The organism is Phytobacter sp. V91 (genome assembly GCF_965644225.1).
Classification (GTDB): Bacteria; Pseudomonadota; Gammaproteobacteria; order Enterobacterales; family Enterobacteriaceae; genus CBFFRJ01.
Genome location: NZ_CBFFRJ010000002.1, coordinates 28,796 through 43,038, shown reverse-complemented (window position 1 = coordinate 43,038; position 14,243 = coordinate 28,796). Strand labels below are relative to the sequence as shown.

Here is a 14,243-nt window from a genome sequence, read left to right as displayed (position 1 = left end):
AGGAAATGAAAAGACGTTTATACCCGTCATACTTCAAGCTGCTTCTTTGTTGGCTGCGCTTATCCACCCCAATTACATAGTTATCTATGCTCATGGGGATGTCTTCGCTTGCCGCCTCGATGCAACTCGAATTATTTTGGGTATATCTGTATGACGCCAGGCGCGGGGGAGAAAGAAAAGCCGCTCGCCAGGATCAATGAAGCGAGCGGAGGGAAGATGGTTTTATGACTTGTCCTGCTTGAGCTCCAGTGGAATCGATTCAAACAAAAAGCGGTCGAACGTGGGCTGTTCGTTGCACTCCAGCTGGCGGGTGACGCGCTGTTTGATGTTTTCCAGGTGCTGCCACATGCTCTGGCGGGAGGCGACGGGATCTTTACGTTGCAGGGCGGCCACGATTTCCTGATGCTCGGCGTAGCCTTTGCGGCTGTATTCTCCCTGGTCGGACTCTTTGCTCAACATCTGCCAGAGTGGGTCACGGCTGCGGACATCCCAGATATAACGCACGATTTCAGTCAGCACGGCATTTTGCGTGGAGGCGGCGATGGTGCAATGGAAGAGGGCATCCAGGGCCTGATCCGGCGGCGCATCGAGCAGGTTTTTTTCCTGTTCGAGAATTTCATACAGCCGGGCCAGATCGCTTTTCACAATCTGCGTGGCGGCGAACGCGGTAATGCTGGACTCAATCAACTGGCGAGCCTGTAGCAGCTCAAACGGACCGGCTTTACCTTCAAGGAATGAGTTAATAATCGTTTCGGTTTTTAAAACGTAGACGCCTGAGCTTTTGCGTATATCGATAAAGCCTTCAGCTTCCAATAAAATCATTGCTTCCCTGATAACAGCACGGCCCACGCCAAAAGACTCGGAAAGCGCTCTTTCCGTAGGTAATTTATCACCGGGCTTATAAACGCCATCTGATAATTGTTGTTTTATTGCTGTTGCAATTTCTTTATATAAACGTTTATCAGCCATGTAATTTAATCCTGTTTTTCCTCGATTATCAGCAGATTCCATTAAAACGTCAAGCCGCGCACTGTTGCCCCATGGCTGTCAGTTCTCGTCCCAGGCCAGCGTTAACAGGCATGGCGGAGGCGGAGTTGGCATTGTCATCTGCGGATCAATTACGGATTAAATCACGCCGGGATTTGCAAAAGGGTGAACCTGATGGGTAAAAAAAGTAGCATACAACGACATTATTTAATATGCGTGGCATAAAATAATAATGGTGAGAGATACATGATTTATTAATTATGCATATTAATCCCGACGTAAAAACCTCAGATGAGAATATGAATGATTTAATGTCGGGTTTTAATATAAATGAAAACGCGCAACAGATATTCTGTTGCGCGTAAGGTCAGACAAATTTCATTGGCGAAATGAATCAGGCTGCGCCTTCAACCGCCTCTCTGGCAAGACGCGTAATGGTGGCGAAGTCGCCTTTCTCGATGGCATCGGTAGGCACAAACCAGGAGCCGCCGACGCAGAGCACGTTATTCAGCGCCAGGTAATCGCGGTAATTTTTAGGGCTGATGCCCCCGGTGGGGCAAAACTTCACGTCAGGCATCGGGCCGCCAAAAGCCTTAAGGGCCCCCACTCCGCCGTTAATTTCTGCCGGGAAGAATTTAAAGCAGGTCAGTCCGGCTTCTGCCCCCGTCATTAATTCGCCCAGGGTTGCAATACCCGGGATAACAGGAATATCGCCGGCCACCGCCTCTTTTAGCAGAGACGTGGTAAGCCCTGGGGTGATGATAAATTCTACCCCCAGCGCCGAGACCTGGCGAAATTGTTCGACAGTTGTAACGGTTCCTGCCCCCACGATGGCTTGCGGCACTTCGGCCATAATCGTTTTGATGGCGTCAATGGCGCAAGGGGTGCGCAGCGTGACTTCGAGGGTTCGCACGCCGCCGGCAATCAATGCTTTTGCCAGCGGGACGGCATCCGTTAACTCTTTAATGACGATGACCGGGACGACCGGACCTGCGGATAAAATGGCTTCCGCGCTTGTTTTCCAGTTTTTCATAACAACACCTGTTTGTTTCACGTTAATAAATTACCGGGTCAGATAAAGGCGTTAATCGCCAGGCAACCCAGCAGGCCGCAGATCGAAATGATGGTTTCGAGTACGGACCAGGATTTCAGCGTATCTACCACGGACAAGTTGAAATACTCTTTGATCATCCAGAAGCCGGGGTCGTTAACGTGCGAGAAGAACACGCTGCCGGAACCGACGGCGAGCACCATCAATTCTGGACTGACGCCGGTTGCCTGAATCAATGGGAAGACGATGCCGCCGGTGGTCAGTGCCGTTACCGTTGCGGAGCCCAGAGCGAGGCGCAGGATCACGGCGATAATCCATGCCAGCAGGATCGGCGAGAAGGAGAAGGCATGCATGTTGCTGGCGATATAATCTTTCACGCCGCTGTCGATCAATACCTGTTTAAATGCGCCGCCAGCCCCGATGATCAACAGCATCATGGCGATTAATTTGGCGGAGGATTCGATGCTGGTGGTAATTTCACTGACGGTTTTACCGCGCTTATAGCCGAAGGTGTACAGCGCGACGATGGCGGCAATCAGCGTGGCGACCACCGGATCGCCGAAGAACTCCGCGTAGGGCAGAATCGGGTGGCCTTTGGTCAGGGTCATCTCCAGAATCGCCCGCAACGCCATCAAAATAACCGGAATCAGCGCAGTGAAAACGCTGACGCCAAAGCCTGGCATTTCACTTTCGCTGAATTCACGGTTGGCGAATCCCATATGGATTTCCGGGTTCATGCGGCGAATATAGGGAATGCGGGCGAAGAAAATACCGGAAATAATGATGCTGGGAATGGCAATAATCACACCATAGATCAGCGTCTTGCCCATATCGGCATTAAAGATGTTGGCAATGGCGGTTGGGCCTGGGTGCGGCGGCAGGAAGCAGTGCGTGACCGAGATGGCGGCCGCCATCGGGATGCCGACGTACAATAAGGAGATTCGCAAGCGTAATGCCAGGGTGATGACCAGCGGCATCAGCAGAATAATGCCGACTTCGAAGAACAAAGCGAATCCGACGATAAACCCGGTTGCGGCAACCGCCAGCTGGATATTTTTCTCGCCAAATTTATCAACCAGCGTCATCGCGATACGCTGCGCACCGCCGCTGTCGCCGAGTAATTTCCCCAGCATTGCGCCGAAGCCCATAATTAGCGCCAGGTTACTGAGCGTGCCGCCAACGCCGGACTTAATCGAACCGAGCACGCCTAATACGCTCATGCCCTGAATTAACCCCACGAACAGGGCAACCAGGATCAATGCAACGAAACAGTGAATTTTCAGTCGCAGCATTAAGAACAGAAGTAAAGCAACGCCTAAAGCAACATATAAGAGGGGCATAACCCGTCTCCCTGAATTATTTTAATTAGTAAAACGCGCCGCGTGGTCCACGTAAAAAACGCCTTGATGGCGCGGCTCATCTTTTTATTTCCGTATCCCCCGCTCATCGTTGTGCGATGAGCGGGTAGACCAGGTAAAGAGAACGTGTATTAACGGCCCATCCAGCCACCGTCCACGACGATCGCGTGGCCGTTTATATAGTCCGACGCGGATGAGGCGAGGAACACGGCAGCGCCGCCCAGATCTTGCGGGTTCCCCCAGCGGCCAGCTGGAATGCGATCCATGATTTGACGATTGCGGACTTCGTCATTCATCAATGCGGTGTTCATTTCGGTGGCGATGTAGCCGGGAGCGATGCAGTTTACATTCACCCCTTTTGATGCCCACTCGTTAGAGAGCGATTTGGAGAAGCCCATCACGGCAGATTTGGCCGCCGTATATGCCGGAATGGTGAAACCGCCCTGGAAGGAGAGCAGTGAGGCGATGTTGACGATTTTGCCGTAGCCATTTTCAATCATGTGGCGACCAAAGGCCTGGCACATGAAGAAGACCGCGTTCTGGTTGATGGCTTGCACCAGGTCCCAGTCGGCTTTTGGGAAATCAACGGAAGGGTGGCGGCGCTGGATCCCCGCATTGTTGATCAGAATGTCGATTTTCTTATATTTACTGATAACCGTGTCCACCAGCTCAGCGTAATGGTCGAAATCGGCAAGATCGAACGGGATCGTTTCGCAGCTGACCCCGTAATCCCTGATCTCTTTTTCAGTCTGTTCATTGCGCACGACATCAACAATGATGATATTGGCGCCTGCTCTTGCCAGCGATTCTGCAAATGATTTACCGAGCCCGCGTGAGCCACCGGTAATCACGGCGTTCTTCCCTGACAGATCAAATACGTTATTTCTCATTAGATTATCCTCATGGGTACTTTTATTGTGGGTAAGATGAATCAGGCAAACTGGTACATCACTTTGATGACGTCGCCGCCATTGCGGCAGATATCAAATCCGTCTTTGGCTTTTTCCGGCGGGTAGACGGTGATAAGACGTTCGTAGGGGAAACCCGACTGAATGAGTTTGATGGCGGTGTCGAAGTCCCGTTTCACGTATACGCGGGTGCCAACAATGTTCAGCTCTTTGAATTCGATATCCAGCAGGGCGACTTCCGCTGGTTTTTTATAGGAGCCGACAATCTCGATAGTGCCCTGCACGCGCACGACTTTGGTCAGCAGCGCGGCAACTACCGGGTGAGCGGCGCAGTCGAAGGCAATGTCCGCCCCTTTACCGTCGGTGAGCTCCAGCACACGGGCGACCACGTCATCTTCAGTCGGATCAAGCCCGATAAAGCCTGCCTCCTGCGCCAGCGCCAGCCGGTAAGGATTGGTTTCCACCACGATCACCTGTTTTGCCCCGCAGGTGGCGGCAACGCTTGCCACGCAAAAGCCGATGGTGCCGGTACCAAAGACCACCACGCTGTCGCCGGCATTCATTTTTGCCCGGCTAATGGCATGGACGCCGACCGCCAGTGGTTCAACGAAGGCACCGAGGGTCATCGGCATCTCATCCGGCAGCACATGCACGACATCGGCCGGGACTTTGACGAACTGGGCCATGCCGCCGTCGGTGTCGATACCATAGAGTTTTAGGGTGGCGCACACGTGGCTGTTACCGCTTTCGCAGGCGTAACAGTGCCCACAGGAAATCAGCGGCCGTACCGTGACTTTGGCCCCTTTGGCAAAGTGGCCGTTGCCTTCTTCAATAACTCCGGAGAATTCGTGTCCGGGTACCAGTGGGGCTTTAGCGCGGGGATGTGCACCGACGTAGATATTTAAATCGGAACCGCAGATGCCGGCATAATGCACTTTAATTAAGACTTCGTTCTCTTTTATTTGCGGAACCGGAAGGTCATTCAGTGAAATATCATTACTGCCATGGTAAACAATCGCTTTCATACTTTCTCCTGTGAGATTATATTCTCTGCTCTGTTTTTTGAATGTAGGGAACCTGACTGCAAGAATCAGCAGGGTTTATCTTTCTTATTTTTTAGTGCATTTAGTTAATCTGGAATAAGTTCTCTTTTCCTGATAGCGCACGGACAATTTCTTCAGCGGCGATAATCAGTGTTTTATCGGCAGCTTCTTTGGTAAATGCCCCGGTGTGTGGCGTTAATATAACGTTTTCCAGTTCGAAAAAACGTTCGTCTAAAAAAGGCTCAGCGACAAAAGCATCTAATCCGGCACCGCCGAGATATCCCTGCTTCAGTGCGATATACAATGCATCATCATCAATTAATTCGCCGCGGGCAGTGTTAATAATAAATGCGCCTTTTTTCATCTTAGCGATAGTGCTCTGGTTAATCATATGGCGGGTTTCGTTATTGGCAGGAAGGTGTAAAGAGAGAAAATCCGCCTGCGAGTAGATAACGTTGAGATCGGTGATGTACTCTACGCCATATTTTTCTATCAATTCCTGAGAGGGGAAAAGATCATAAGCCAGCACTCGCATGCCGAACGACTGGCAGCGGATGGCCAGGTGACGGCCGATTGCTCCCGTACCGAGGATCCCAATTGTTTTGCCATGCAGCTCAATGCCCGACACGCGTTGCCAGGATTTCTCACGTACGCTCTTATCCATTAAATGAATACGGCGGGATAATCCAGTAATAAATGAAAAGGCCAGTTCGCAGACGGAAAGGCTGTTTGCTCCTGGCGTTATCGTGACGCGAATGTTATTTTCTTTTGCCGTGTTTAAATCGACTTTATCGTAACCAACGCCGTTTCGGGCAATGATTTTCAGCGTCGGAGATGCCGCCCGGATAACATCAGCGTTAATTTCATCTAAACCCGCGAGCATCGCGCTGACGCCTTTAACCTGATGAATAAGTTCATCGGCTTTTAACGGTTTTTGCGGGGTCAGCATTTTTAATTGATGCCCTGCGTCAGTCAATATTTTTTGTGCTGCGTGACAACTTGAAAATGCTCTTGAGGTTGTAAGTACTACGGACATAATAAAAACTCCTTTAAGCGGAATAATATTGCTCTCTCTGGAATTGGGCGATGTCTTTAAATTGTTGTTGTAGATTCCAGTAGGTATTTAAATAAATGCTGTATAGCCTGTCATAGGCGCATTTATTGGTTTCATTGGGATAGTAGGTTTTGCGAATGCCGATGAGATCGCTGGCTTTATCCAGGCTTTCCAGTTCACCAAGAGCATATAACCCCATCACCGCGGCGCCGTAGGCGGCGCCTTCATCAACATCGGGAACGTTAATCTCCCGGCCAATCACATCGGCAAGGATTTGCAACCAGACCGGCGAATGGGTGAAGCTGCCGCTGACGCGAATTTCATCGCTTTTGCCGGTGAGATCCTCAAGGGACTCCAGCACGCTGCGCATGCGGTAACAGATCCCCTCCAGGGTCGCGCGGATGATATGCCGTTTGTCATGATTAAGCGTCAGACCGAGCATGGTGCCACGGGCATCGGCATTCCAGTTGGGCGCGCGTTCTCCGGTAAAGAAGGGGAGGATTACCAGCCCATCCGATCCGGCCGCAACTTTTTCAGCATAGGTGGTAAGGAGTGCGTATGGGTTTAGGCCCAGTTTGTCTGCCACGCGCTGTTCGGTTTCAGCAAACTTGTCACGCGCCCAGCGAAACGAGAGACCGCCGTTGTTGATTGCTCCACCGAGCATCCAGCGATCGTCCGTCACGTTGTAGCACCAGGTCCGGCGTTTGGTATCGGTGCGCGGTTCCTTCGAGGCCATGCGGATCGCTCCGCTGGTTCCAATAGTGATATTGATCTGCCCGGGGCGGATAGCGCCCACGCCAATGTTGGCCATCATGCCGTCGCCTGCGCCGATGACCACCGGTACCACGTGCGGCAGGCCAATACGTTCGCATACTGCTTCGCTCATCGATTCGAAATGTGTGGTCGGGACAACCGGCACCATTTTCTGTTCATCAATGCCAAGCAGACACAGCACCTCTTTATCCCACTCCAGGGTCTGAATGTTGTAGCAGCCACTGCCGCTGGCAATCGAACGGTCAACCCGGCGTTTGCCCGTGAAATGGTGAAAGACAAAATCTTTGATCGAGCCAAACCAGGCCGCTTTGGCGAAAACGTCAGGATGGGTTTTCTTCAGCCAGTACATTTTTAACAGCGAGTACATCGGATGAATGGGGCAACCGGTGCGGTGGTAGAGGCTGTCGGTATCCAGCCGGGCTTTAACTTCGTCAAGATAGATCTGGCTGCGGGAATCACCCCAGGTCATCAGACGCGTCAGGGGCGTACCTTCTTCTGAGACCGCAAGAAAACTGTGCAGAACCGAACTTATCGCCACACCCCGGATCTGTTTTGCATCATTGCCCAGTTCAGTCACGGTGCGTTTCACGACGGCGAGCGTAGAGAGCAGGAGGGTATTGGCGTCCTGCTCTGCTACCCCGGTCTGATCGGTAAAGAGAGGATATTCCGTTGAGGCCATCGCCAGCGCAGTCGTTTCCCCTGAGCGCCAGGCAACTGAACGGACTCCGGTAGTACCAATGTCTATACCAATGATGATCTTGTTTGTCATTTTGTACTAACTCTATTGTTATTTAGCATAAATTGGCTAACCAATAATTCGGTGTTGATACTACCAATTTAATGAATCGAAACTGTGGTAGATCTCACGTTCTAATTTATTGTGTGTTTAACGCTTTTATATCAATGATTTATTGCATTGCTCGCTATTTGGACGGATTAAAATTGCCAAACAGGTCAAATTTTGATTTGTTTTTGGTAGGGTCAATTCTTTTGTTGGTAGGATCTAAATAAAAAATGTGGCAGAGAGATAGAGACAAGAGATAAAAAAACGGCCTCAGGGGAGGCCGTTGAGAGAGAAGGTCGGAAAGGATTATTCAGCGGTGATAACGGCCGGGATGGTGTCATCTTTGCGAAGAGTGAGGATCTCGCAGCCGCTCTCAGTGACAACAATAGTGTGCTCATATTGCGCTGACAGGCTGCGGTCCTTGGTTTTTACCGTCCAGCCGTCCTTCATGGTGCGGATACGGTAATCGCCCGCATTCACCATCGGTTCGATGGTGAAGGTCATGCCAGCCTGCAACACCACGCCACCGTCATCTGCATCGTAGTGCAGAACCTGCGGCTCTTCATGGAAACCACGGCCAATACCGTGGCCACAATATTCACGGACCACAGAAAAGCCTTCGCCTTCAACGTATTTCTGGATTGCCGCGCCCAGTTCACGCAGACGGATACCCGGTTTAACCATCCGCAGCGCCAGGTAGAGGCTGTCCTGCGTGACCCGACACAGACGTTCGCCGAGAATGGTTGGCTTGCCGACGATAAACATTTTAGAGGTGTCGCCGTGGTACTCATCTTTAATAACGGTAACGTCGATATTGACGATATCGCCATCTTTCAGCTGTTTTTCATCATCCGGAATACCATGGCAAACCACCTCATTGATGGAGATACATACGGATTTCGGGAAGCCGTGATAGCCGAGACAGGCGGAAATGGCGTGCTGCTCGTTGACGATATAGTCGTTGCAAATACGATCCAGCTCGCCAGTGCTAACGCCAGGCTTGATGAAGGGCGCGATCATTTCCAGTACTTCAGCCGCAAGGCGACCGGCAACGCGCATTTTTTCGATTTCTTCGGGAGTTTTAATTGAGATAGCCATTAAGTCTGTCCATCAGTGCCGGTTTTTCACGACAATATGAGTTCAAGTGCTGTCAATGGTAACAGTCTGTCCCGTGGTGTGCCAAATTGAGAATCATTCTGCATGTCGCCTTTTGGGTCGTGACCTGCGGCGCGTAGGCGTAACCCTGGTGGTCTGGAGTGCTTGTCACACTAAATTCACTGTTCAGTTTTGCCGCCCGCGTTAACAATGGCTGGAGTCTCCGGGCTGTTTGTGGTATAAAGCGCGCCGGACTCACGTTCCTCAATGGAACGAAGTCGACAAATCTCACTTTGTGTAAATAACACACACGTATCGACACATATTCCGGGGTGCCCTTTGGGGTCGGTAATATGGGATACGTGGAGGCATAACCCCAACTTTTATATAGAGGTTCTAATCATGGCAACTGTTTCCATGCGCGACATGCTCAAGGCTGGTGTTCACTTTGGTCACCAGACCCGTTACTGGAACCCGAAAATGAAGCCTTTCATCTTCGGTGCGCGTAACAAAGTTCACATCATCAACCTTGAGAAAACTGTACCGATGTTCAACGAAGCTCTGGCTGAACTGAACAAGATCTCTTCTCGTAAAGGCAAAATCCTTTTCGTTGGTACCAAACGCGCTGCAAGCGAAGCGGTGAAAGAAGCAGCGAACAACTGCGATCAGTTCTTCGTGAACCATCGCTGGTTGGGCGGCATGCTGACTAACTGGAAAACTGTTCGTCAGTCCATCAAACGTCTGAAAGATCTGGAAACTCAGTCTCAGGACGGTACTTTCGACAAGCTGACCAAGAAAGAAGCGCTGATGCGTACTCGTGAACTGGACAAGCTGGAAAACAGCCTGGGCGGTATCAAAGACATGGGCGGCCTGCCGGACGCACTGTTCGTTATCGACGCTGACCACGAACACATCGCGATCAAAGAAGCAAACAACCTGGGTATCCCGGTATTTGCTATCGTTGATACCAACTCCGATCCGGACGGTGTTGACTTCGTTATCCCGGGTAACGACGACGCAATCCGTGCAGTTAGCCTGTATCTGAATGCTGTTGCTGCTACCGTACGTGAAGGCCGTTCTCAGGATCTGGCTGTTCAGGCGGAAGAAAGCTTCGTAGAAGCTGAATAATAAGGTCCAGCCCTTATTAGTACCGAGTATGGATAGGGGCCACTTTATGGCCCCTTTTTCACTTTTAAACCTGTCTGGCCGCTAGCCGGGCAGGTCATCTCTCCCGAGGATTAAAGAATGGCTGAAATTACCGCATCCCTGGTAAAAGAGCTGCGCGAACGTACTGGCGCAGGCATGATGGATTGCAAAAAAGCGCTGACTGAAGCAAACGGCGACATCGAACTGGCAATCGAAAACATGCGTAAATCTGGTGCGATCAAAGCCGCTAAGAAAGCAGGCAACGTTGCTGCTGACGGCGTGATCATCACTAAGATTGACGGCAACTACGCCATCATTCTGGAAGTTAACTGCCAGACTGACTTCGTAGCGAAAGATGGCGGTTTCCAGGCATTTGCTAACAAAGTTCTGGATGCAGCTGTTGCAGGCAAAATCACTGACGTTGAAGTTCTGAAAGCACAGTTCGAAGAAGAACGTGTAGCGCTGGTTGCTAAAATCGGTGAGAACATCAACATCCGTCGTGTTGCTTCCCTGGAAGGCGAAGTGCTGGGTTCTTACCTGCACGGTGCACGTATCGGTGTTCTGGTTGCAGCTAAAGGTGCTGATGAAGAGCTGGTTAAACAGCTGGCTATGCACATCGCTGCAAGCAAACCTGAGTTCGTTAAACCAGAAGACGTTTCTGCTGAAGTGGTTGAGAAAGAGTTCCAGGTTCAGCTGGACATCGCCATGCAGTCTGGCAAGCCGAAAGAAATCGCAGAGAAAATGGTTGAAGGCCGCATGAAGAAATTCACCGGCGAAGTTTCTCTGACTGGTCAGCCTTTCGTTATGGACCCAAGCAAAACTGTTGCTCAGCTGCTGAAAGAGCACAATGCTGACGTGACTAGCTTCATCCGTTTCGAAGTGGGTGAAGGTATCGAGAAAGTTGAGACTGACTTCGCAGCAGAAGTTGCTGCAATGTCCAAGCAGTCTTAATAAAAAATGAAGCCGCCTGAGGGCGGCTTCTTTTTGCACCCATCTTGTAAATTCAGTCAACCCTTATGGTGGTTGCGCTGAAAAGCGACGTACAATGTCGCCAGAATTAATTCATCTCAATCGTTGACAGTCTCAGGAAAGAAACATGGCTACCAATGCAAAACCCGTCTACAAACGCATTCTGCTTAAGTTGAGTGGCGAAGCACTTCAGGGTTCGGAAGGCTTCGGTATTGATGCAAGCATACTGGATCGTATGGCTCAGGAAATCAAAGAACTGGTGGAACTGGGTATTCAGGTTGGTGTGGTAATTGGTGGCGGTAACCTGTTCCGTGGTGCTGGTCTGGCGAAAGCGGGTATGAACCGCGTTGTGGGCGACCACATGGGCATGCTGGCCACTGTAATGAACGGTCTGGCCATGCGCGATGCGCTTCACCGCGCCTATGTGAACGCCCGCCTGATGTCCGCTATTCCACTGAATGGCGTGTGTGATAATTACAGCTGGGCTGAAGCTATCAGCCTGCTGCGTAATAACCGTGTTGTGATTTTGGCGGCGGGTACCGGCAACCCGTTCTTTACCACCGACTCGGCGGCTTGCCTGCGTGGTATTGAAATCGAAGCGGACGTCGTGCTGAAAGCCACCAAAGTTGATGGTGTGTTCACCGCCGATCCAGCAAAAGACCCGACAGCGACCATGTACGAACAACTGACCTACGCTGAAGTGCTGGATAAAGAGCTGAAAGTGATGGATCTGGCGGCGTTTACGCTGGCTCGCGATCACAAATTGCCGATTCGTGTCTTCAATATGAACAAACCTGGCGCGCTGCGTCGCGTGGTGATGGGTGAAAAAGAAGGCACTCTGATTACGGAATAATTCCCGTAGGCAACAAATAAAGGTAAGATTCCGCTTTATTATTTTGACCCAAAATAATTCTGGCTGCATCGCGGCGGCAAGCGAACACATCCCCTGAGCATAGATAGGTATGTGACAGGGGTGGGTAAGCGTAGCCAACAAAGAGGCAACCTGGAGTATGAAGGGGATAGCGATTGTGGCAGGCATCTTTCACGGTGCCTTGTACCGAACGAGACTATACTAAGCACACCTGTGGCGTATGGTTTGCCCGAGACAAGATTTCAAGGATCCGTAACGTGATTACCGACATCAGAAAAGATGCTGAAGTACGCATGGACAAATGCGTAGAAGCGTTCAAAACCCAGATCAGCAAAATTCGTACTGGCCGTGCTTCCCCAAGCCTGCTCGATGGCATTGTCGTCGAATACTACGGCACGCCGACCCCGCTGCGTCAACTGGCGCAGGTTACCGTTGAAGATACCCGCACGCTGAAGATTAACGTCTTCGATCGTTCTATGGGCCCGGCAGTTGAAAAAGCGATCATGGCCTCCGACCTTGGGCTGAACCCAAGCTCTGCGGGTTCTGACATTCGTGTTCCGCTGCCAGCGTTGACGGAAGAGCGTCGTAAAGACCTGATCAAAGTGGTTCGTGGCGAAGCTGAGCAGGGTCGTGTCTCCGTACGTAACGTACGTCGTGACGCTAACGACAAAGTGAAAGCGCTGCTGAAAGACAAAGAAATCAGCGAAGATGATGACCGTCGTTCGCAGGACGATGTACAGAAACTGACCGATGCTGCAATCAAGAAAATTGATGCGGCCCTGGCAGATAAAGAAGCGGAACTGATGCAGTTCTGATTCTGCTGTCCATGAAAACGCCGTCCAGAAAGCTGCAATGCGGTTTTGCTGACGGCGTTTTGCTTTTTCCTCGCAATATTGTGAGCGTTTCATGAAGCATATAACCCTTCTGGGCTCAACAGGTTCTATTGGTTGCAGCACGCTCGATGTGGTTCGCCACAATCCCGACCGTTTTTCCGTCGCAGCATTGGTTGCTGGTTCTAATGTTACCCGTATGGCTGAGCAGTGCCTGGAGTTCAAACCGCGTTTTGCGGTGCTGGACGACGAATCCGCTGCCCGCGAATTACGTATTATTTTGCAGCAGCAGGGTAGCCGCACTGAAGTGATGAGCGGTCAACAGGCTGCCTGCGAGATGGCTGCCCTCGATGATGTTGATCAGGTGATGGCCGCGATTGTCGGCGCTGCGGGACTGGTGCCGACGCTTGCTGCGATCCGGGCGGGTAAAACGGTTTTGCTGGCAAATAAAGAGTCGCTGGTGACCTGCGGCCGTCTCTTTATGGAGGCGGTACAGGAGAACGGGGCGCAACTTCTGCCAGTGGACAGCGAACATAACGCTATTTTTCAGAGTTTACCGGAAACAATCCAGCAGAACCTGGGTTACGCTGATTTAGAGCAAAATGGCGTATCGTCAATTTTGCTTACCGGGTCTGGTGGCCCATTTCGTGAAACCCCTTTGTCTGAACTGGCTGCAATGACGCCGGAGCAGGCATGTCGGCATCCGAACTGGTCAATGGGGAGAAAAATCTCTGTTGATTCTGCCACCATGATGAATAAAGGTCTGGAATACATTGAAGCGCGCTGGTTGTTTAATGCCTCTGCTCGCCAGATGGAAGTGTTGATTCATCCGCAGTCGGTGATCCACTCCATGGTGCGTTATCTGGATGGCAGCGTGCTCTCACAATTGGGTGAACCGGATATGCGTACGCCGATAGCCCATACGATGGGCTGGCCTGGTCGTGTGCCTTCAGGTGTGAATCCCCTCGATTTTTGTAAACTCAGTTCGTTGAGTTTTGCCGCACCCGATTATGATCGCTATCCTTGCCTTAAGCTGGCTATTGATGCATTTGCAGAAGGACAGGCGGCGACCACGGCGTTGAATGCGGCGAACGAGGTGACTGTTGCCGCATTCCTGGCATCATCGATTCGCTTTACTGATATCGCCGCCCTGAATTTGTCAGTGCTGGAACAGATGACATTGTGTGAGCCGCAAAGTATTGACGATGTGCTGGCAGTGGACAGGCGGGCTCGCGAAGTGGCGCAAAAACAAGTGATGCGCTTCGCAAGCTGGTGACAATCCAGCCACGAATAGTCATGCTATTTGTTAGCGTTAGGCTTCAGTGATATAGTCTGCGCACCCGATTGCCAGTTTAACGCCTGGCTGTAAGGTG

At 51.2% G+C, this 14,243-nt stretch carries 13 protein-coding genes; 5 read left to right on the top strand and 8 right to left on the bottom strand.

Annotation, left to right across the window (positions count from 1 at the left end):
- Positions 1 to 222 precede the first annotated feature (222 nt).
- The 8 genes from ACSZO4_RS00760 to map form a co-directional block, all read right to left on the bottom strand.
- A complete protein-coding gene (locus tag ACSZO4_RS00760) occupies positions 223 to 969 on the bottom strand; it encodes a GntR family transcriptional regulator (protein ID WP_437886922.1) in 747 nt (248 codons plus the stop codon).
- Between the two features lie 412 nt (positions 970 to 1,381).
- Complete coding sequence (locus tag ACSZO4_RS00755; RefSeq protein ID WP_437886921.1) at positions 1,382 to 2,020, bottom strand: bifunctional 4-hydroxy-2-oxoglutarate aldolase/2-dehydro-3-deoxy-phosphogluconate aldolase; 639 nt, start codon at positions 2,018 to 2,020, stop codon at positions 1,382 to 1,384.
- A 38-nt stretch (positions 2,021 to 2,058) separates the two neighbouring features.
- Complete coding sequence (locus tag ACSZO4_RS00750) at positions 2,059 to 3,378, bottom strand: gluconate:H+ symporter (protein ID WP_437886920.1); 1,320 nt, start codon at positions 3,376 to 3,378, stop codon at positions 2,059 to 2,061.
- Positions 3,379 to 3,527: 149 nt separating this feature from the next.
- Positions 3,528 to 4,286: a glucose 1-dehydrogenase gene (locus ACSZO4_RS00745; protein WP_437886919.1), complete on the bottom strand. Its 759-nt coding sequence runs from the start codon at positions 4,284 to 4,286 to the stop codon at positions 3,528 to 3,530.
- 41 nt (positions 4,287 to 4,327) lie between these two features.
- Entirely contained in the window at positions 4,328 to 5,329 is a 1,002-nt protein-coding gene (locus ACSZO4_RS00740) for a zinc-dependent alcohol dehydrogenase (RefSeq protein WP_437886918.1), read from the bottom strand.
- 100 nt (positions 5,330 to 5,429) lie between these two features.
- Entirely contained in the window at positions 5,430 to 6,383 is a 954-nt protein-coding gene (locus ACSZO4_RS00735) for a phosphoglycerate dehydrogenase (RefSeq protein WP_437886917.1), read from the bottom strand.
- A 13-nt stretch (positions 6,384 to 6,396) separates the two neighbouring features.
- Entirely contained in the window at positions 6,397 to 7,944 is a 1,548-nt protein-coding gene (locus tag ACSZO4_RS00730; RefSeq protein ID WP_437886916.1) for a gluconokinase, read from the bottom strand.
- A 321-nt stretch (positions 7,945 to 8,265) separates the two neighbouring features.
- Positions 8,266 to 9,057 (bottom strand): type I methionyl aminopeptidase, encoded by a 792-nt coding sequence (gene map, locus ACSZO4_RS00725; protein WP_437886915.1) that lies wholly within the window; start codon positions 9,055 to 9,057, stop codon positions 8,266 to 8,268.
- A gap of 399 nt (positions 9,058 to 9,456) precedes the next feature.
- Here map and rpsB point away from each other — a divergent pair, with 399 nt between their 5' ends.
- The 5 genes from rpsB to ispC all read left to right on the top strand — a co-directional run bounded on the left by rpsB (position 9,457) and on the right by ispC (position 14,146).
- Positions 9,457 to 10,182 carry a 30S ribosomal protein S2 gene (gene rpsB / locus ACSZO4_RS00720; protein ID WP_437433359.1) on the top strand — a complete coding sequence of 242 codons (726 nt, stop codon included), beginning with the start codon at positions 9,457 to 9,459 and terminating at the stop codon, positions 10,180 to 10,182.
- A gap of 117 nt (positions 10,183 to 10,299) precedes the next feature.
- Positions 10,300 to 11,151 carry a translation elongation factor Ts gene (gene tsf, locus ACSZO4_RS00715; protein WP_437886914.1) on the top strand — a complete coding sequence of 284 codons (852 nt, stop codon included), beginning with the start codon at positions 10,300 to 10,302 and terminating at the stop codon, positions 11,149 to 11,151.
- Between the two features lie 145 nt (positions 11,152 to 11,296).
- The gene (pyrH, locus tag ACSZO4_RS00710) at positions 11,297 to 12,022 is read left to right on the top strand and encodes a UMP kinase (RefSeq protein WP_437886913.1); all 726 of its coding nucleotides are present in this window, start codon (positions 11,297 to 11,299) and stop codon (positions 12,020 to 12,022) included.
- 275 nt (positions 12,023 to 12,297) lie between these two features.
- Positions 12,298 to 12,855 (top strand): ribosome recycling factor, encoded by a 558-nt coding sequence (frr, locus tag ACSZO4_RS00705; RefSeq protein WP_437886912.1) that lies wholly within the window; start codon positions 12,298 to 12,300, stop codon positions 12,853 to 12,855.
- A gap of 91 nt (positions 12,856 to 12,946) precedes the next feature.
- Positions 12,947 to 14,146, top strand: coding sequence for a 1-deoxy-D-xylulose-5-phosphate reductoisomerase (gene ispC, locus ACSZO4_RS00700; protein ID WP_437886911.1), 1,200 nt, complete (start codon positions 12,947 to 12,949; stop codon positions 14,144 to 14,146).
- The last annotated feature ends 97 nt before the right edge of the window (positions 14,147 to 14,243 follow it).